Here is an 18,459-nt window from a genome sequence, read left to right as displayed (position 1 = left end):
ACTAACTAAAATATGGAACAATTGTAAGTGGAACATTCAAAAAAAAATGTATAGTACACTTAGTTGATCTATGCCACGAATATACATACAAGTTAGCTAAATTATCTGTTAAATGCATATTTTTTCGATGAAATGCACTTTTAGGATAAACTTTGTAGTTCTTCGGTTAATAAATACCATTCTTCGGTTTGGGTTTCCAATTGTTTTTTCTTGGCATTGTATGCTTCAAAAAAACCTGGCTCGGCTACCATTTCATCATGGTTTGTAAGCAATTTCTTGTCGATAACCGCTATTTCTTTTTCAAGATCTGCAATATTGGTTTCGAGCTTGCTAATTTTGTTGCTCAATGTTTTTAAGACTTTCTGCTCATCAAAAGATAGCTTTTTTTCTTTTTTCTCAACCTTTTCGGCTACAACTTTTGTTTTTTTCTCTACTTCCCTAAAATCTTCTACCTTTCTTTGTTCCAAGTAATAATTAATATCGCCCAGGAACTGCTTTATTTTTTTATCCCTAAACTCATAAACACTATCTGTTAAACCCTGCAAGAAATCACGGTCGTGCGAAACCAAAATCAAAGTCCCTTCAAAATTCTTCAGGGCCTCCTTTAAAACATTTTTAGATTTAATGTCCAAATGGTTTGTAGGTTCGTCCATAACCAACACATTAAACGGATGCAAGAGCATTTTACAAAGTGCCAATCTGTTCCTTTCCCCACCTGACAATACTTTTACCTTTTTATCAACATCATCTCCCCTAAATAAAAAGGAGCCCAGCATATCGCGCACTTTAGACCGGTTATCGTCACGGGCTTCATCCAACATGGTATCCAGAATGGTCTTTTCCCCATCCAGATATTCGGCCTGGTTTTGGGCAAAATACCCCAATTGCACATTATGGCCCAGCTTTAATTTTCCGGTATGCTTTATCTCATCTACAATAATTTTTGCCAACGTTGTTTTTCCCTGCCCATTTTGGCCTACAAATGCTGTTTTGGAATTTCTTTCTATAAGCATGTCAACACCTTTTAAGACTTCCTTGTTGCCATAATTCTTCCCCACATCTTCGGCCTCAACCACAACTTTTCCCGGCTGAATAGATACTGGGAAGCGTACCTTCATTACTGCGGTGTCTTCTTCATCTACCTCAATCCGTTCTACCTTGTCCAGTTTTTTAATTAACGATTGCGCCATGGATGCCTTTGAGGCTTTTGCACGGAATTTTTCAATGAGCTTTTCGGTTTGCTGAATTTGCTTTTCCTGATTTTTTTGTGCATTTAGCTGTAATTCCCGCATTTCAGAGCGGAGTTCCAAATATTCGGAATAAGGTTTGCTATAATCATAAGCTTTTCCTAAAGAAATTTCAATCGTCCGGTTCGTAACATTGTCCAAAAACATTTTATCGTGGGAAACTATCACAACAACACCGCCGTAGGCCCTTAAAAACTGTTCCAGCCAAATAATGGATTCTATGTCCAAATGGTTTGTGGGCTCATCCAGCAAAAGCACATCATTGTCTTGAAGCAATAACTTAGCAAGCTCGATACGCATACGCCACCCACCCGAAAAAGTATCTGTAAGCTTATTGAAATCTTCGCGTTTAAAACCCAGCCCCAATAATACACGTTCTGTTTTTCCTTGGTAATTATAACCGCCCATTATTTCGTAGCGGTGTGTTAGGTCGCTTAAATCGATCATGAGCTGGTTGTAAGACTCACTTTCGTAATCCGTTCTTTCGGCAAGTTGGTTATTAATTTTATCCAGCTGAAGCTCCATGGTTTTTATTTCTTCAAAGGCCTGGTACGATTCTTCTAAAACGGTATTCCCCAATTTAAAATCGATATCCTGCTTTAAAAAGCCAATTTTAACATCTTTATCATTAGAAATCACGCCGCTGTCGGGTTCCATTTCTTTTGATAGCAACTTGAGCATTGTGGACTTTCCGGCACCATTTTTCCCAATTAGCCCAACCCGGTCTCCTGCGTTTAGCCTAAAAGCAATTTCTTCAAATAAATATTCTCCCCCAAAAGAGATAGAAAGGTTGTGGACGTTCAACATTTTTGCAATAATTGTTACATGAAACAATACTAGAAAATAGTATTTTTACATAAAATTTCTGCAAATGTTAAAAAAAGGAAGCAAATTATACAGTATTTTAACAGGAAGTTGTCCTAAATGCCAAGAAGAAAGCATGTATGTAAGCAAAAACATGTACAATCCCGGCGAAACCATCCATATGAACGAGCATTGCTCTCACTGCGGTACGAAATATAAAATAGAACCTTCCTTTTTTTACGGGGCCATGTATGTAAGTTATGGTGTTGGTACCGCATTTGCGGTGGCTGCTTTTGTTATTTCTTATCTTTTTATTGGCACCAGCGTAAAAACCGCTTTTTTTGCCATTATAGGCACCTTGGTTGTTTTTATGCCCATAATTATGCGTTTGTCCAGAAATATCTGGATTAATTTTTTCTTTAAATACGATCCCAAAGCAGTAGAAAAACATCAAGCTTCGCAAGCATAAAAGATTGGTTTTATGGAAATAGAGATTGTTATGCGCAAAACATCAACCAGATTACCCTGTCCATTTTTTTTGAAAACGCGCAATGTCAATTTCGGCATCCAGCAATGTTCCGCGCTCGATATAATTGAATAATTTTTGGGCTACATACGGGGCAATCATAACGCCACGGCTCCCGAGACCATTCAGCACATAACTATTTTTGTACTTTGGATGCCTGCCTATTAATGGCCTCCTGTCTGTTACCGTTGGGCGTATTCCGGCCACATGGTTTACCACTTTATAATTGCATTTAAAAAAGGTTCTAAGCTTTTCCTCCAATTCCTTCCGGGATTCTTCTGTAGGCGTATTAGACTTATCCTTCCATTTGTATGTGGCGCCAATTTTATACAGGTCGTTTTTTAGCGGAATAATAAATACGGAAGATTTTAGCACAAAATCCAACTTTAACCCGGGCGCTTCTATTTCCAACAGCTCACCTTTGGTCCCATTTAACGGTAAATAATTAAAGTACGGATTGCCTTTCAGGCCAAATCCTTCACAAAAAACAATATGTCTCGCCATTATGTCTTTGTATTCCAAAAAGCCGTCATTGGCTTTTAAAAGGCTATACTCAAACCGCTCTTTACGAAGTTTCTCCCCATTGTTTAAATATTCGGTATAAGACTGCTGTAATAAATCGGTATCTACCCTTCCGGTATGCAGCACTTCTCCATAACCAAGAGGAGCATCTATGCACTTATTGTTGTTTTTAACAAGTTGGGTAGAAAGAAAAGGCTGTAACGAGGGCTTGTCGGAAGCTTCAAACCACATGTTCTGTTCTTCAACAGATACAAACCTTCTTAAAACCGGAATTTTATAATTTATTTTTTCTGAAATCTTTTCTTCAATAGTTTTGTAAAAGCGGTCCAACAGCTCCAATTGTTCCTTTGCTTTCCAAACTTCTGTAAAACGCTTTAAAATAACAGGGTTATACATCCCTCCGGCTACATTGGAAGATTGCTGGGAATTATCATCAAAAACTATAAACGACTTATTGTTTTTTTCTAATTGCTCGCAAAAGGCAATGCCCCCAAGCCCAATTCCAACAATTATATAATCTACCATGGTACAAAAATAGCATTTGTTAAAAAGAAAAAACCACGCAATGCGTGGTTTTTAATGTTATTTTGTTTTGAATTGGAATCAAAATATAAATTTAGTAACTCCACATATCCTGTTCCTTGTCCCTTATTTTCTCTTCTAATCGTTGCGACTCCAAGAGTTGGAACATGGCATTATCTGGAATGTAATCTTTAACAGACCTATCGCCTTGTACGTTTTCCTCTTTGTAGATTACCGCGTTAAAACGTCTGGCATTCAACAATTGATCGAACGAAATAGGCCTGGCCGAATTTTGGTTGTTAAAAGCTTTTGCTTCGTGTAGGATATCTCTGGCACTAGGAAACCATACCCAAAACAGCTCAACAAGGTCAGAATCTTCACTGTCTATAAAGTTAACATCCGGTGCTACCGGAGCCAACCCCAACAAACGGTATTTAAGTTCTCCTTGACGCTTATCAAAATACCAAACACCTTTTATACGCCATTCTTGGATATCGGCAGCGGTAAGGTTTCTTCTGTTGATGTATTCAGCAGAAACTTGCTCCCCGGCATTTAATTGTTCGTATCCAAGATCGGTTGTATCTACTTTTTGTAAGGTAGCACTTAAATCACCAAATTTACGCTTTTCGGTAAAATAAGAATCTACATATACATCTTGTAAGTTTCCGTTTTTAATATTCTTGATAAGAACATCGTACAAAGACCTACGGTCGCTCCCGATATCTATGGTATCTATAGGATAATAGAACGGGAAATTAATACGTTCGTCCAAGTCGATTGTTTCCCATACGGTTTTAGACCAGAGAATGTCCCTGTCGTCTACGTATCCATATGGTAGAGGCTCATCGTTATCGGCCTCGATTTGGTCTTCTGTTTTCACTCCTACTTCGTCCGGCGTTTTTGCATTAAGCAAATTTGCCTGGCCAAAACTTAAAGCAGAAACTAAAACTGTTGTTATAGTTAATAAAATGCGCTTCCAATTCATAACATTTATCTTTTATTAATTTGTTAGCTCCACAACAACAGGAGAAACTTTTTTAAGTTTATACGACCTGTTATTGGTAATGTAAGCTTCAATATCAAAAATCTGTACGGCTTCGCCCCTTCCGGCTCTTTTTAGTGCAGACTTGGCACGGCCATCCAGTTTATTACCTCTTACCTGAACGGTTGGCTGTCCTGGAACTTTAAATTTGAATCCGCTGATGGCCAAGTTTAAGTCGAAGTCGAAATCTTCCAGCATAGCTCCAACGGTTGATATTTCAAGGTTGTTTCTAGGCATTTTTATTTCGCCGTACTCCCCTCTTACCGTTCCTGAAGGACGTGGAATATCTTTAATCCTAAATTCTGACGATGAAGACACACGTTGTCCATCTGGCAAGGTTCCGCTAGCAGAAATGGTTACCGTTCTTCCGGTTCCCGGGTTCATTGCATATTTGCTGCCTGAAACTTTCTTCAATCCAGAAGCGGAAGCACTTACTTTATTATCGGGAATACCAGGAATTGATATGGTAATCGGGTTGGAAACCCCACGGTATACCACGTTCATTTTATCTGCCGATATTACTGCCGCATTTGGCTTTGTAATGGTTGCAAATTTTTGCGAAACGGGCACCTCGATTTCTTCACCTTCTTGCTTAAATATCAAATTACCTTCAATAGTATGGTCTCCGGCACTTCCGGCATTTACCGTAAGTTTAACGCGACCGTCTTCTATTACGTAATCTTCATTTTCCTTTAGGTCCCTTCCGTCCAGCTTCAACTTAACTTCGTTTGGACGTGTGGTAGCGTCTTTTCTTCCAAGAACGATGGACCCGTCAAATTTTTCACCTTGATAGTAAGCAGATTTTGGTTGCTCCAACAAGGTGGTGTAATTGGTCATTGAAAGGTCGGAAGTCATTTGCCCCTGCAACATTGCCTTTAAGATTTCGTCTTGCGTCGTCTTAATGTCAGATTGCAACAAAGTAACTTTGGTTAAAGATGCTACTAAAGGAAACCCTTCGTAATGATAATTTAACCATTCCACAGGACGTCCATCTCTGTTTTCGACCTTTCCATTCTCATCGCCGGTAAAAAAGCGGGTTTCTATAGACCCCACCAAACTGGCTTTTTGAGAAGGTTTCATTAAAGAATCAGGTATTTTATTGATGGTTTCAATAGTACTGGTTCTAAAATTATCGATATAGTTTACAAATTTCTGTCCTTCTGCGGAATAACGATCTCCTTGAAAAAATGCCTGATCCAAAAAGTCGGATTTGTCCATTACTTCATAATCGCTTCGGTCTTCGGGGGCTATATTGGCTACCATTTGAGATTTTAAGCTGTCCAGGTAACTGTTGAAACTCCCCGATGTCTGTTTGATCTTTTCCACTTCACCAAATAATGCTTCGTATTTTTCGGGTTGCTCTGTAGATTTCAATTTTAAATCTGCAAAAGCAGCTGCATTACGTTCAGTGGCTTTATTATTAAAGTTTGTAAGCTTCTCGTTTAAAAGTCCGAAAGCCGACAAAACCTCTTTACTCATATTCAACGCCAACATTGCAATGAAAACCAAATACATAAGGTTAATCATCTTTTGACGTGGTGATAAATTTCCTGCTGCCATATCTTAATCGGTTTTAATGTTTAGTTATAATTTCAATAAAACTCAATTAATTGGCCGGTCTGTTCATAGCAGAAAGCATTCCGCCATATACACCATTTAACGAAGACAAGTTTGTTGTTAAAGACTCCATTTGATCTTTTAGCTTTCCAGCATTTGCAGCTACTTCTTCTTGAATAGCGGCCTGCCTGTTTGCACTGTCCAATTGAACTTTATACAAGCTGTTTAACGATTCCATTTGCGCAGCGGCCAATGAAAGCTCTTCGCTATATCTTTTTGTTGAAGTCAATGCTTCTGCGGTAGGGGAAATATTTTTTGCGGCACCTTCGAAATTCCTGATGCTGTCCCCAAGGCTCGACATTAATGCCGAATCTATTTTGGCTTCTTTAAGCATATCGTCTAATTTCTTAGAAAGTTGCCCTTCGGCTTCTTTAATCTCCAATGCATCTTTTTTTCTGGCAATGCCAGATCCACCTGCCAATTCTGGATAAACCAATGTCCAGTCTAAGTCGTCGTCTACAGGTTCGAAAGCAGAGATAGCAAATATCAATGCTTCGGTAATAAGGCCGATAGCCAGTAACAATCCTCCGTTAATGGGACCAAACTCCCAGTGTAAAATTTTAAATAACGCACCAATAATCACCACTGATGCTCCAAGCCCGTAGGCCATGTTAAATAATTTCTTAGTCGATTTTGATTGTGCCATAGTAATAAAAATTTTTAGTTAAGTTAAGTTATTAATAAGTAGTATTTGGATTAGGTTTAGTTTTGGGTAGCTTCTGTACCCATATAATCTTGAACTGTTCTAAAGCCAATATAGCTCCTAGCAGAATCCTGATATTCATAATCTCTTGTACTTACTTGTAAAAAGTAAGCCACATCTTTCCACGATCCACCTCTAATAACCTTACGTTTGTTTTCACCATCATAAGTATTAGGGTTCATTGTAGAAACATACTCGTACGAATTGGGGTCGTATGAAGAGTTTGTCCATTCAGAAACGTTACCGGCCATGTTATATAAGTTATAATCGTTGGGGTCGTATGAGTCGGCTTCGACCGTATAAAGCGATTGATCTGCTGCGTAATCGCCCCTTAACGGCTTGAAGTTGGCCATGAAGCACCCTCTATTATTTAAAATATAAGGCCCACCCCAAGGATATGTTCCAGATTCAATTCCTCCTCTGGCTGCATATTCCCATTCGGCTTCTGTTGGTAACCTAAACTGATTTACAAATTGGTCTCCTTTTTCTTTTTGATAATCGTTTTTATATTTTGTCCTCCATGCACAAAATGCTTTTGCTTGTTTCCAGGAAACACCAACTACTGGATAATCGCTGTATGCTTCACTCCAAAAATAGTCGTTGTGCATCGGTTCGTTGTATGAATAGCTAAAATCTTTTATCCATGCAGTAGTATCTGGATACACCAATACTTCTTCGTGCTTGATAAAGTCTTTACGTTTTCCACCGCCTTTTGCCCTGGCAGCCGCCTGAATATCCATCCAGTCGTATTGAAACTTTAATTTTGTAACGTCTATGGTGCGTTGCCCGTTGTACGATTCTTCCACAGGAATGTACATTGTATCCATAACCTCTGTATAGTACTCATCGGGATATTCCGAAACGTCCCAAATAAGGTCTACATCCTTATTCAAGCGTCTTCCTTCGTATCCTGTCTCTCCCATTCCGGAATAGTTGAAAAGCATGTATTTTTCGTATTCGGAAAGGTCTGTTGTATCTGCATCTTTAAATGCATACTCGCCTATCCCTCCATTTCCGGGGATTTCCCCGAGTTCATCGGACAAAATGGCCAATTTGGTACGAACAATAGAATCTTTTACCCACTCTACAAACTGGCGGTATTCGCTATTTGTAATCTCGGTCTCGTCCATATAGAATGAACGTACGGTTACGGTTTTGGTTGGAGCATTGAGAACATCGGCCATGTCTTCTTCAGACCTACCCATTATGAAGGCACCTCCCGGGACAAGCGACATTCCGTAGGGCTTCTCGGGATGCCATTTTTTTCCGCTAACGCCAACTAATTCTCCTCTGTCATTAGAACCACAGCTGGTTAATATTAATGTAACAGATGCTAATAGAAATAGCTTTTTCATATACATAATTGAGGTTAAATTACATTCTTAGATTTAAGATGGTAAACCTATTTAATAAATTTCAAAAAAACAATAAACTCTTAATTTTTGTTGTCAAATGCCCATAAAACACAGTCAATTTAAAATATCGTGTTATTTCTATGGTCATTACACTAACATTTTTTTATATGCTTTCCACCATCTTTCGGGCACTACCCCATTGCTGGCTTCGAGATATTCTTTATGTGTGCAAGGTAATAACGTATGTCTTTTTAATTTATTATTCAAATTTTCTATTTGTGGCACTTCTATCCACCATCTACCTGAAATATTGCTCTTAAAAAAGCATATATCCATATCGTCTAAAGGCACGATATACTTGACATAATTGGCAATTGACGTAAAAGGGTAATCTTTTTTTCTAAAATTGTATCCTTCAATAAAATACCAAAGAATTTGTGAGGTTAATTGTGCGCACTGCACGGTATTTTTATAGTTAAACACCCCAAAGGCCGTTACTTTGTCGCTTATACCCGCATATCTGGCTATGGCACATATCTCTCTCCCGTCAAAACCGTTCGGGTGGGTACTGGGCGCATGCCCCAGCTCTGCCGCCTTTATGGCCGTTACATCTAGGCTTACCAAATCGGCATCTCTAAATACGGGCTCTACTATGGTAATATCGTTTACAACTTCGCCCAAGCGATAGGCATCAAAGAACAGCTTTTCCATGAGGTCTATCTCTTCTTGGGCATTAAAATATGTTTGATAGCCTACCGTGGAAAAATTGAACAAATTATTGGGTTGCTCCATTATAATCTTGCTCATATAGGCACTTTCGGTTATCAACTCATCGGAGGCACTGAAATCGAACTTACTATCTATGGAAACCAAGTTTACCATTTGCTCCATTTTATCATATGCGCGGTATGCGGCATATGTTAGGTCCTGACTTCCGCCAATAATTATCGGGATAATATTTTTTTTAAGTAGATCGGCTACAATAGAACTTACTGCGTAATACGTATCGGTCAATGTGTTGCCCGGTTGGATATCGCCAAGGTCTGCAATTTTACCATGCCAGTTACCGGCAAAGAGCTTGTAAAATTCCAACCGTACAGAGGCAAGGTCGACTTCTTCCTTGTTTTCTATATGTTCGCTTCGGGATTCATTAATGCCAATAATGGCTATTTGTATATTTTCGAGTCCTGGAAACCCCTCTTTTTCGGTATGAATGCTTATTGTTCTTCCAAGAGCCTGTTTTGGCAATAATTCGTTATGCGCCAAAACCATGCTCTTTACCGGCGACAAAAATTCGACATTCATCTATTTTATTTTTTTGTTTTAGCTTTCTTTTTTGTTGCCGTTTTTTTCTTCGGGGCCTTTTTCTCGATCATTTCCTTGACCTGATCCAGACTTAAGCTTGCTACGTCGGTATCTTTGGAAAGTTCTATTTTGGTTTTCCCTTTAATAAGGTTAAAACGCCCCCAACGGGCTTTTTCTATCCTTATACCTTCTTCTTCCCAGTTCTGAATTACTTTTTCGCGCTCTTTTTTAAGCTTGTCTTCAATAAGTTCCTCGATATCCTGTTGGGAAAGGTTGTCAAAGTCATACTTTTTATTAACGTTGACAAACATTCCATCCCATTTTATAAACGGTCCAAAACGCCCTTTTCCTTTGGTAACTTCTTTTCCTTTATAGCTTGCAATTGGCGCATCGGCTTTTTTCTTTTGAGAGATAAGTTCCTTGGCACGATCCATATCGACATCAAAAACGTCTTCTCCTTTTTCGAGCGAAACAAAATTCTTTCCAAAGCGCACATACGGACCAAAACGCCCTACGTTTACTTCAACCTCATCGCCTTCGTAAACCCCTAACTTGCGCGGAAGTTTAAACAGGTCCAACGCTTCTTCATAAGAAATGGTATCTATGGACTGATCTGGCAATAAACTTGCAAACTTTGGCTTTTCTTCTTCATCGGCGGTCCCTATTTGAGCCATTGGCCCAAAACGCCCTAAACGCACGCTCAACTGGCGACCGGTACTTGGATCTTTCCCCAAAATGCGCTCTCCACTTTCCCTTTCGGCATTTTCTTCCACATCTATTACATTGGGGTGAAAATCTTTATAAAACGATTCAATCATTTGTGTCCAATCTTCTTCCCCAGAAGCAATATCATCGAAACTTTGTTCGACCTTTGCCGTAAAGTTGTAATCAAGAATTCCCGCAAAATGGTTTACCAAGAAGTCGTTTACAATCATTCCAATATCCGTTGGCACCAATTTCCCTTTATCCGAGCCCACATTTTCGGTAAGCGTTTCTTCTTTGACTTTACTATTTTCTAATGTATACTGAAGATACTTGCGTTCTTCTCCATCAATTGTACCTCTATCTACATATCCACGATTTTGAATGGTAGAAATGGTTGGCGCATATGTAGATGGACGCCCAATACCCAATTCTTCTAATTTTTTCACCAATGATGCTTCTGTATACCTGTACGGGGGCCTTGTAAAACGTTCGGTTGCGGTTATGTAATTTTCGTATACATTTTCACCAACTTTTAGGGCTGGCAACATTCCTGCTTGTTCTTCATCTTCTTCATCGGTACCTTCCAGATAAACTTTTAGGAAACCTTCAAACTTTAAAACCTCCCCGTTGGCGGTAAAAAGTTCGCCATGCTTATCTGCCTCTATTTTTACATTGGTACGTTCCAATTTGGCATCGCTCATTTGGGAAGCCAGTGTGCGTTTCCATATCAACTCATACAAACGTGCTTGGTCGCGCTCTATTTGAACCCTGTGGCGTGACATGTCTGTTGGGCGTATTGCTTCGTGAGCCTCTTGCGCCCCTTTGGATTTATTGGAATAATTTCTTGGTTTACTAAATTCTTCCCCGTATGATTTTACAATTTCGTTTTTAGCCGCTTCAATAGCTTCGCCGGAAAGGTTTACACTATCGGTCCTCATATAAGTTATAAGTCCAGCTTCATACAAACGCTGGGCCATGTTCATGGTCTTGGCTACCGAAAAATAAAGTTTCCTTGATGCTTCCTGCTGAAGCGTTGATGTTGTAAACGGTGCCGCCGGACTTTTCTTTGCCGGTTTTGTATCCAGATCGGCAATTTTAAAGCGGGCACCTATATTATTGTCTAAAAAAGCTTTGGCTTCTTCCTTTGTCTTAAATGTTTTGCCAAGTCTTGCCTTAAACGTTTTTCCTTCTTCATTTTTAAACTCGGCGACAATCCTAAAGGATGCCTCGGGGGTAAATTCTTTTATCTCGCGTTCCCTTTCTACAATAAGGCGTACGGAAACCGATTGTACGCGCCCTGCCGAAAGTCCCGTTTTAATTTTTTTCCAGAGAACGGGAGACAGCTCGTAACCCACCAGCCTATCCAAGACCCTTCTTGCCTGCTGGGCATTTACAAGATTGTAATCTATGGAGCGGGGGTTTTCAATAGCTTTCTGGATAGCGTTTTTGGTAATGGAGTTGAAAACAATCCGTTTGGTTTTGTCTTTATCCAATTTAAGTTCTTCTGCCAAATGCCATGCAATAGCCTCTCCTTCCCGATCTTCATCACTTGCCAGCCAAACTGTTTCAACACCTTTAACAAGGTCTTTCAATTTTTTTACAACCGATTTCTTATCAGAAGAAACAATGTATTTAGGCTTAAAATCCTTTTCTACATCTACTCCTAATTCTTTTGAAGGAAGGTCTGCTATATGCCCAAAACTCGAAGCTACCTTATAATCTTTTCCAAGAAATTTCTCGATAGTTTTCGCTTTAGCAGGAGACTCAACGATAACCAAATTCTTTGCCATAAGCCATTTTTTAAGAGTACAAAAGTATACAGAATTTTTAATTTGCAATACAAAGCACACTTTAAAGGACATAAAAACATCTTTAAAAAGAGGTCAATAGCACCTTATGTATTATGATGTCGCTTTTTATTTACAATAAATCAAGCTGTACAAATAAGCATGCAAAAGAGGGTTAAACCTCGGAGATTCCTATTTGCCCAATTTCGTCTTCGTCTTCAAAACCTACAGTTTCTTTGTAGACCTGATAAACCGGCAAATATGCAAACGATGCCGTAAAGAAGATACCTATTCCGCATAGGAGCATCCCGACCAGCTGAGCCAAAAAGCCACTTATAAATATCAATCCAAAAGAAATCAACCATTTTTTATTGCCCAGTTTAAAGCAAAGCTTAATAATTTCCTTCGGGGATAATTCCGGATTAAAAGCAAATACTACCGAAACAAATGCCAATGGCACCGATACGTATATAACGGGGAAATAACACAACAAAGTGGCCAACAAAGCTATGCCAATACTAAAAAAAGAAAGTGTGAACAATTTTTTTAAATATACACCCTTAAGAAATACAAACATATCACCCGTGGGCGTTTCCATATCCATGTCCCTTTTGTGCACCATTTTATAATAACCCGCCATTAAGCCAAGCATGCCGGTTTGCATAACCAACATAACCGGGATTAGCAATAAAAAGAAAGGGAGCATGGTCCAGGGAGAAACATTTCCTGCTTGCATTTCGGGATTGTTCGAGCCCACAACGGCCGCCCCAATAATAGGGATATACAGAATAATCATAGCTGGGATCATTAAAATAATGGTTGCTACAACCAAAAGCACGCCTTGACCCCATGTTTTTTTAAAAAGGTCTATTGATTTGCTGAATATATTTCCAAAATCTAGCGGATTGTTACGCTCTATCCTTGATAGTACGGAAGAAAAGTTCATTAATGTTTGTTTTTTTTGATGGTTTATTGCCCAAAAATAGGTTTTTTCATCATATAACTAAGAAAACACAGATAAAAATGACCGTTTTTTTAAATTGAATTCATTGAAAAGTTGCGTTAAAATTACGCTGACAATTTGTCACTAGAATAATTTTAATCATATCTTTGCACACAAATTGATTTTTTAAGGATACAATGGAGAAGATCATTGACGAAAAACAACAAGGGAACAGTTTGGTCCTAGAACAAAACAAGGCAAACAACCGCAAACTTTATATAGAGAGTTACGGTTGCCAGATGAATTTTTCAGATAGCGAAATTGTAGCTTCCATTCTTGCCAAAGAAGGGTTTAATACAACCCAGCAAATGGAAGAAGCCGATTTGGTTTTGGTAAACACATGTTCCATTCGGGACAAGGCCGAACAAACCGTCCGCAAGCGCTTGGAGAAATTTAATGCCGTAAAGCGCATTAACCCAAAAATGAAAGTTGGCGTGTTGGGCTGTATGGCAGAACGGCTAAAAAGCAAGTTTCTCGAAGAAGAAAAAATTGTAGATATGGTCGTGGGGCCCGATGCCTACAAAGACCTCCCCAATTTAGTACAGGAAATAGACGAAGGAAGAAATGCCGTAAACGTTATCCTTTCTAAAGAAGAAACCTATGGCGACGTTGCCCCGGTGCGTTTAAACAGCAACGGCGTAAGCGCCTTTGTTTCCATTACACGCGGTTGCGACAATATGTGCACGTTTTGTGTTGTGCCTTTTACTAGAGGAAGAGAACGAAGCCGCGACCCGCAATCAATTTTAGACGAAGTAAACGATCTTTGGGACAGGGGCTTTAAAGAAATAACACTTTTAGGGCAAAACGTAGACAGCTATTTATGGTATGGAGGCGGGCTTAAAAAAGATTACGACAAGGCTACCGATATGCAAAAAGCCACGGCCGTAAATTTTTCCGGTCTATTGGCATTGGTTGCCGAAACACAACCTAAAATGCGCATCCGTTTTTCAACTTCCAATCCACAGGACATGACTTTGGACGTTATTGAAACCATGGCGAAACACAACAATATCTGTAAATACATTCACCTTCCGGTGCAAAGCGGCAGCAACCGGATTTTAAAGGAAATGAACAGGCTTCATACCCGCGAAGAATATTTTGAACTCATCGACAACATCCGTAACATTATTCCCGATTGTGCCATTTCACAGGATATGATTGCCGGATTCCCTACCGAAACAGAAGAAGACCATCAAGATACCTTATCGCTGATGGAATATGTAAAATACGATTTCGGCTTTATGTTTGCCTATTCGGAACGCCCGGGGACTTTAGCCGAAAGAAAAATGGAAGATGACGTTCCAGGGGAAGTTAAAAAACGACGATTGACAGAAATTATCAATCTTCAGCAAAAACACGCGCTGTACCGTACACAACAGCATATAGGCAAAACAGAAGAAGTTCTTATTGAAGGGACTTCAAAAAAATCTAATGCACACTGGATGGGGAGAAATACGCAAAATACTGTAGTTGTTTTCCCAAAAGAAAGCTATAAAATAGGAGAATTTGTCAACGTTAAGATAAACGAATGTACCGCGGCAACGCTAATTGGCGAAGCCGTTGGATATTCTGAAAACAATTAACAGGAAATCCTCAACAAAACAAGATAAAACATGGAAAGCGTCCAGGCTATCAAACAACGTTTTGGCATTATTGGCAACGACATCAAACTAAATCGTGCCATCGAAAAGGCCATTCAGGTGGCTCCAACAGACATTTCGGTGCTCATCACCGGGGAAAGTGGGGTTGGAAAAGAGGCTTTGCCCAAAATAATCCATTCCCTATCGCACAGAAAACACGGGAAATTTATTGCCGTAAACTGTGGCGCCATTCCCGAAGGAACCATAGATTCTGAATTATTCGGGCACGAAAAAGGGGCGTTTACAGGAGCCACACAAACACGGAGCGGTTATTTTGAAGAAGCCAATGGCGGTACTATTTTTTTAGACGAAGTGGGCGAGCTTCCGTTAACCACCCAAGTACGTTTGCTCAGGGTTTTGGAGAATGGGGAATTCCTAAAAGTAGGTTCTTCAAAAGTTCAAAAAACAGATGTCAGGATTGTAGCCGCTACCAACATCAACATGTTTGAAGCCATTGAGAAAGAAAAATTTCGCGAAGACCTATATTACCGTTTAAGTACCGTTGAAATACACTTGCCACCCCTTCGCGAGCGCAAAGACGACATTCATTTATTATTCAGGAAATTCGCTTCAGATTTTGCGCAGAAATACAAAATGCCCACAATCCGCCTGGAAGACGATGCCGTTAAACTGCTAAACAAATACAGATGGTCCGGAAATGTGCGTCAGCTACGCAATATTGCCGAGCAAATTTCCGTTCTGGAACAAAACAGGAGCATTACGTACGAAACGCTCCGCAGTTACCTGCCCGATGCAGGGAGCAACCTACCCGCTGTTATAAAAAACCAGAAATCGGAAAGCGACTTTAGCAGTGAAAGGGAAATTTTGTACAAAATCCTTTTTGATATGAAAGGCGACCTCAACGACCTAAAAAAACTCACCCTGGAATTAATGAAAGATGGCAATAACGGAGAGAAGGTGCAACAGGAAAACAAAACGCTCATCAATAAAATCTACGGAAACGAAAGCGAAATAGATTACGAGCAGGCCGACGAGGAAGATGCCATGGAAATCCTTCAAATAGAACACCAAAAAAGCAGCAATCCGCAACCACCCGTTGTTGAAGATAAATACCATTTTGCCGAAGAAATCGAGGAAGAAGAAACCCTTTCCCTGCACGATAAAGAATTAGAATTAATAAAAAAGGCTTTGGAGCGCAATAAAGGGAAAAGAAAAGCGGCAGCTACCGAACTGGGAATTTCCGAACGCACACTTTACCGGAAAATCAAACAATATGATTTATAACAATTAATCCCGAAGAGCAAACCCAATTAAATTTATCAATTGATAACTAAAAAAATTAAACACCCTGCTTCAGTAACATGAAAAAAATTTTTGTACTTTTTATAGCAATAATAACAATGCAAGGTTGCGGCCCATACTCTTTTACAGGGGTAAACACTACCGCAGAAACCTTTCAGGTAAACTTTTTTAGAAACGAAGCCCCCATTGTGGAGCCGGGACTGGATTACGATTTTACCAACGCCTTACAGGACTTGATTGTAAACCAGACCAATTTACAGTTGGTAAACCGGAACGCCGATTTGATTTATGAAGGCGAAATTACAGATTACCGCGTCTCCCCCATGTCGGCCACGGCCGACCAGACCGCTGCCCAGAATAGGCTTACAATTGGTGTGAATGTTCGCTTTTTTAATGCCGACAACCCGGAAGAAGACTTTGAAAGGAAATTCTCCTTCTTTTACGATTATCCGGCAGCGACACAATTGGTAACGGTAAAACAAACGGCGCACGAAGAAATATTTGAAAGAATTACGCAAGACATTTTTAACGAAACCCTGGCAAACTGGTAATGCATGAATGTATCTGATTTTTCTCATCTATTACAAAAACCTGAAAATATTTCACAGGAACATGTCGATTCCCTTAAAAAGATTATCGAGGAGTACCCTTATTTTCAGGCGGTACGCACCATTTACCTAAAAGCGCTAAAAGACGGGGAAAGTTTTAAATACAATGCAGCGCTAAAATCTACCGCCGCATATACCACCGACCGTTCCATACTTTTTGAATACATCACGTCAAAGGAATTTAACCAGCATGCCATTGCCAAAAAAATAACCCTGCAAACGGCCAATGAAGAATTGTATGCCATAAACGTAGATGCCGAAGAACTCATTATAAGGAACAACAAAACATCTTTTGACTTTAATGAGGTAAATGCCCATGCCGTAATGGATCCCGAATTGTTTCAGCCAAAAAAAGAAGACGGGCAAATTGATGATGAAGAGGAGCCGGAGAAGAACCATAACAACCTACAATTAGGGAAACCCTTGGAATTTGACCGCTCCGAAACACATTCATTCACAGAATGGATGCAGCTTTCCTCTACAGCCAAACCCGTAAATAGAAACGAACAGGCTCAAGAGAAAACGCTGGAAACAAAAAAAGAAAAAAAATCTTCCATTGAAGGAAAATTAAAACTTATTGATAAATTTATAGAAAATAACCCAAAAATACCCCCGGTTAGCGATAAAATAAGCAAAGTAAACCTAGCCAAAGGGAACATGGTTGAAAAAAGCGAACTTATGACCGAAACTTTGGCCCGGGTATACCTGGAACAAAAGAAGTATAAAAAAGCAATTCAGGCATATAAAATTTTAAGTTTGAAATATCCGGAAAAAAGTGGTTTCTTTGCAGACCAAATTAATGCAATAAAGAAATTAAAAGAAAGTAATTGATATAGAAATGAGTACATTTTCAATTTTTTTGGTGCTAATTATAATAGTAGCCTTTTTGTTAGTTTTAGTGATTATGGTGCAAAACCCTAAAGGAGGCGGGCTGTCTTCTTCTTTTGGAGGTGGCGGGAGCCAAATAGTTGGCGGTGTAAAAAAAACAGGAGACTTCTTGGACAAAAGCACCTGGACTTTGGCAACTGTTTTGGTAGCTTTAATCTTGCTGTCAAACATTACATTAATGTCAAACAACAATACGTCCGACTCAAAATTGCTAGAAAACAGCGATGTTGAAAATACGGCACCAAACACAACGTTGCCTGCTGCTGAACAACAAGCACCAGCCAACACCACTTCAGACACTACAGAAGCACAATAAAACTATAATACCATATAAAAAAATGCCAGCTTGTCACTAAGCTGGCATTTTTTGTTGTCCAAATAACTGTCACCAGTCATAAAAGCCCTAAAAATGGCTTCCTTCCCTACCGTATACGACAAAATATGCAACCATATACACTTAAGTGAGTAAAATTGTCAGTTTCCTTTCAATGGCATAATTTCTGCCTCATACTTGAAAGTAAATTTTAAAATTAATTAATCAAATATTAAAAAATATGTCGAAGTTAAACATTAAACCACTTGCAGACAGAGTTCTTATAGAACCCTTAGCAGCTGAAACTAAAACGGCTTCAGGAATTATTATCCCAGACAACGCCAAAGAGAAACCTCAAAAGGGAACCGTGGTAGCAGTAGGCCCAGGTACTAAAGACGAAAAAGTAACTGTAAAAGTTGGCGATACTGTTTTATACGGGAAATACGCAGGTACCGAACTAAAGCTTGAAGGTACAGACTACCTAATTATGCGTGAAAGCGATATCCTTGCAATTGTTTAAGCTTGCAATTCGCTACAAAAACTTAAAACAAAAATTTAATAACAAGTTAAACAAGCTTAAAGCACAACAACTTTAGGCATAAAGCAAAT

At 39.3% G+C, this 18,459-nt stretch carries 16 protein-coding genes; 7 read left to right on the top strand and 9 right to left on the bottom strand.

Going from position 1 to position 18,459, the window contains the following annotated elements; translation table 11 throughout:
* Window positions 1-140: 140 nt before the first annotated feature.
* Window positions 141-2,054, bottom strand: coding sequence for a ribosomal protection-like ABC-F family protein (gene abc-f / locus PSF86_RS17060; RefSeq protein WP_277901299.1), 1,914 nt, complete (start codon window positions 2,052-2,054; stop codon window positions 141-143).
* 64 nt (window positions 2,055-2,118) lie between these two features.
* Here abc-f and PSF86_RS17055 point away from each other — a divergent pair, with 64 nt between their 5' ends.
* Window positions 2,119-2,520, top strand: coding sequence for a DUF983 domain-containing protein (locus PSF86_RS17055; protein WP_277901298.1), 402 nt, complete (start codon window positions 2,119-2,121; stop codon window positions 2,518-2,520).
* Between the two features lie 51 nt (window positions 2,521-2,571).
* Here the strand turns inward: PSF86_RS17055 and PSF86_RS17050 are convergent, their stop codons facing one another.
* The 8 genes from PSF86_RS17050 to PSF86_RS17015 form a co-directional block, all read right to left on the bottom strand.
* Window positions 2,572-3,624, bottom strand: coding sequence for an NAD(P)/FAD-dependent oxidoreductase (locus tag PSF86_RS17050; RefSeq protein WP_277901297.1), 1,053 nt, complete (start codon window positions 3,622-3,624; stop codon window positions 2,572-2,574).
* 91 nt (window positions 3,625-3,715) lie between these two features.
* Window positions 3,716-4,606, bottom strand: coding sequence for a type IX secretion system ring subunit PorN/GldN (gene porN, locus PSF86_RS17045; protein ID WP_277901296.1), 891 nt, complete (start codon window positions 4,604-4,606; stop codon window positions 3,716-3,718).
* Between the two features lie 15 nt (window positions 4,607-4,621).
* Window positions 4,622-6,223 carry a type IX secretion system motor protein PorM/GldM gene (gene porM, locus PSF86_RS17040; RefSeq protein WP_277901295.1) on the bottom strand — a complete coding sequence of 534 codons (1,602 nt, stop codon included), beginning with the start codon at window positions 6,221-6,223 and terminating at the stop codon, window positions 4,622-4,624.
* A gap of 46 nt (window positions 6,224-6,269) precedes the next feature.
* Window positions 6,270-6,926: a type IX secretion system motor protein PorL/GldL gene (porL, locus tag PSF86_RS17035; RefSeq protein WP_277901294.1), complete on the bottom strand. Its 657-nt coding sequence runs from the start codon at window positions 6,924-6,926 to the stop codon at window positions 6,270-6,272.
* 56 nt (window positions 6,927-6,982) lie between these two features.
* A complete protein-coding gene (gene porK, locus PSF86_RS17030; protein WP_277901293.1) occupies window positions 6,983-8,338 on the bottom strand; it encodes a T9SS ring complex lipoprotein PorK/GldK in 1,356 nt (451 codons plus the stop codon).
* Window positions 8,339-8,485: 147 nt separating this feature from the next.
* On the bottom strand, window positions 8,486-9,643 hold the full coding sequence (locus PSF86_RS17025; RefSeq protein WP_277901292.1) for a formimidoylglutamase: 1,158 nt from the start codon (window positions 9,641-9,643) through the stop codon (window positions 8,486-8,488).
* Window positions 9,644-9,648: 5 nt separating this feature from the next.
* The gene (gene topA / locus PSF86_RS17020) at window positions 9,649-12,138 is read right to left on the bottom strand and encodes a type I DNA topoisomerase (protein WP_277901291.1); all 2,490 of its coding nucleotides are present in this window, start codon (window positions 12,136-12,138) and stop codon (window positions 9,649-9,651) included.
* A 172-nt stretch (window positions 12,139-12,310) separates the two neighbouring features.
* Window positions 12,311-13,081: a hypothetical protein gene (locus tag PSF86_RS17015; protein WP_277901290.1), complete on the bottom strand. Its 771-nt coding sequence runs from the start codon at window positions 13,079-13,081 to the stop codon at window positions 12,311-12,313.
* A gap of 194 nt (window positions 13,082-13,275) precedes the next feature.
* Between PSF86_RS17015 and miaB the strand changes: the two genes are divergently transcribed.
* The 6 genes from miaB to PSF86_RS16985 all read left to right on the top strand — a co-directional run bounded on the left by miaB (window position 13,276) and on the right by PSF86_RS16985 (window position 18,370).
* Complete coding sequence (gene miaB / locus PSF86_RS17010; protein WP_277901289.1) at window positions 13,276-14,721, top strand: tRNA (N6-isopentenyl adenosine(37)-C2)-methylthiotransferase MiaB; 1,446 nt, start codon at window positions 13,276-13,278, stop codon at window positions 14,719-14,721.
* A gap of 30 nt (window positions 14,722-14,751) precedes the next feature.
* Window positions 14,752-16,023 (top strand): sigma-54 interaction domain-containing protein, encoded by a 1,272-nt coding sequence (locus PSF86_RS17005; RefSeq protein WP_277901288.1) that lies wholly within the window; start codon window positions 14,752-14,754, stop codon window positions 16,021-16,023.
* Window positions 16,024-16,100: 77 nt separating this feature from the next.
* Window positions 16,101-16,592, top strand: a complete 492-nt coding sequence (locus PSF86_RS17000) for an LptE family protein (RefSeq protein WP_277901287.1) — start codon at window positions 16,101-16,103, stop codon at window positions 16,590-16,592.
* Window positions 16,593-16,595: 3 nt separating this feature from the next.
* Window positions 16,596-17,480: a DUF8458 domain-containing protein gene (locus tag PSF86_RS16995; protein ID WP_277901286.1), complete on the top strand. Its 885-nt coding sequence runs from the start codon at window positions 16,596-16,598 to the stop codon at window positions 17,478-17,480.
* A gap of 7 nt (window positions 17,481-17,487) precedes the next feature.
* Entirely contained in the window at window positions 17,488-17,853 is a 366-nt protein-coding gene (gene secG / locus PSF86_RS16990) for a preprotein translocase subunit SecG (protein ID WP_277901285.1), read from the top strand.
* A 238-nt stretch (window positions 17,854-18,091) separates the two neighbouring features.
* Window positions 18,092-18,370: a co-chaperone GroES gene (locus PSF86_RS16985; protein ID WP_277901284.1), complete on the top strand. Its 279-nt coding sequence runs from the start codon at window positions 18,092-18,094 to the stop codon at window positions 18,368-18,370.
* The last annotated feature ends 89 nt before the right edge of the window (window positions 18,371-18,459 follow it).

The sequence above is a fragment of the Galbibacter pacificus genome (genome assembly GCF_029603165.1).
In the GTDB taxonomy this organism is placed as follows: Bacteria; Bacteroidota; Bacteroidia; order Flavobacteriales; family Flavobacteriaceae; genus Galbibacter; species Galbibacter pacificus.
This window is presented reverse-complemented; position numbering and strand designations above follow the sequence as displayed.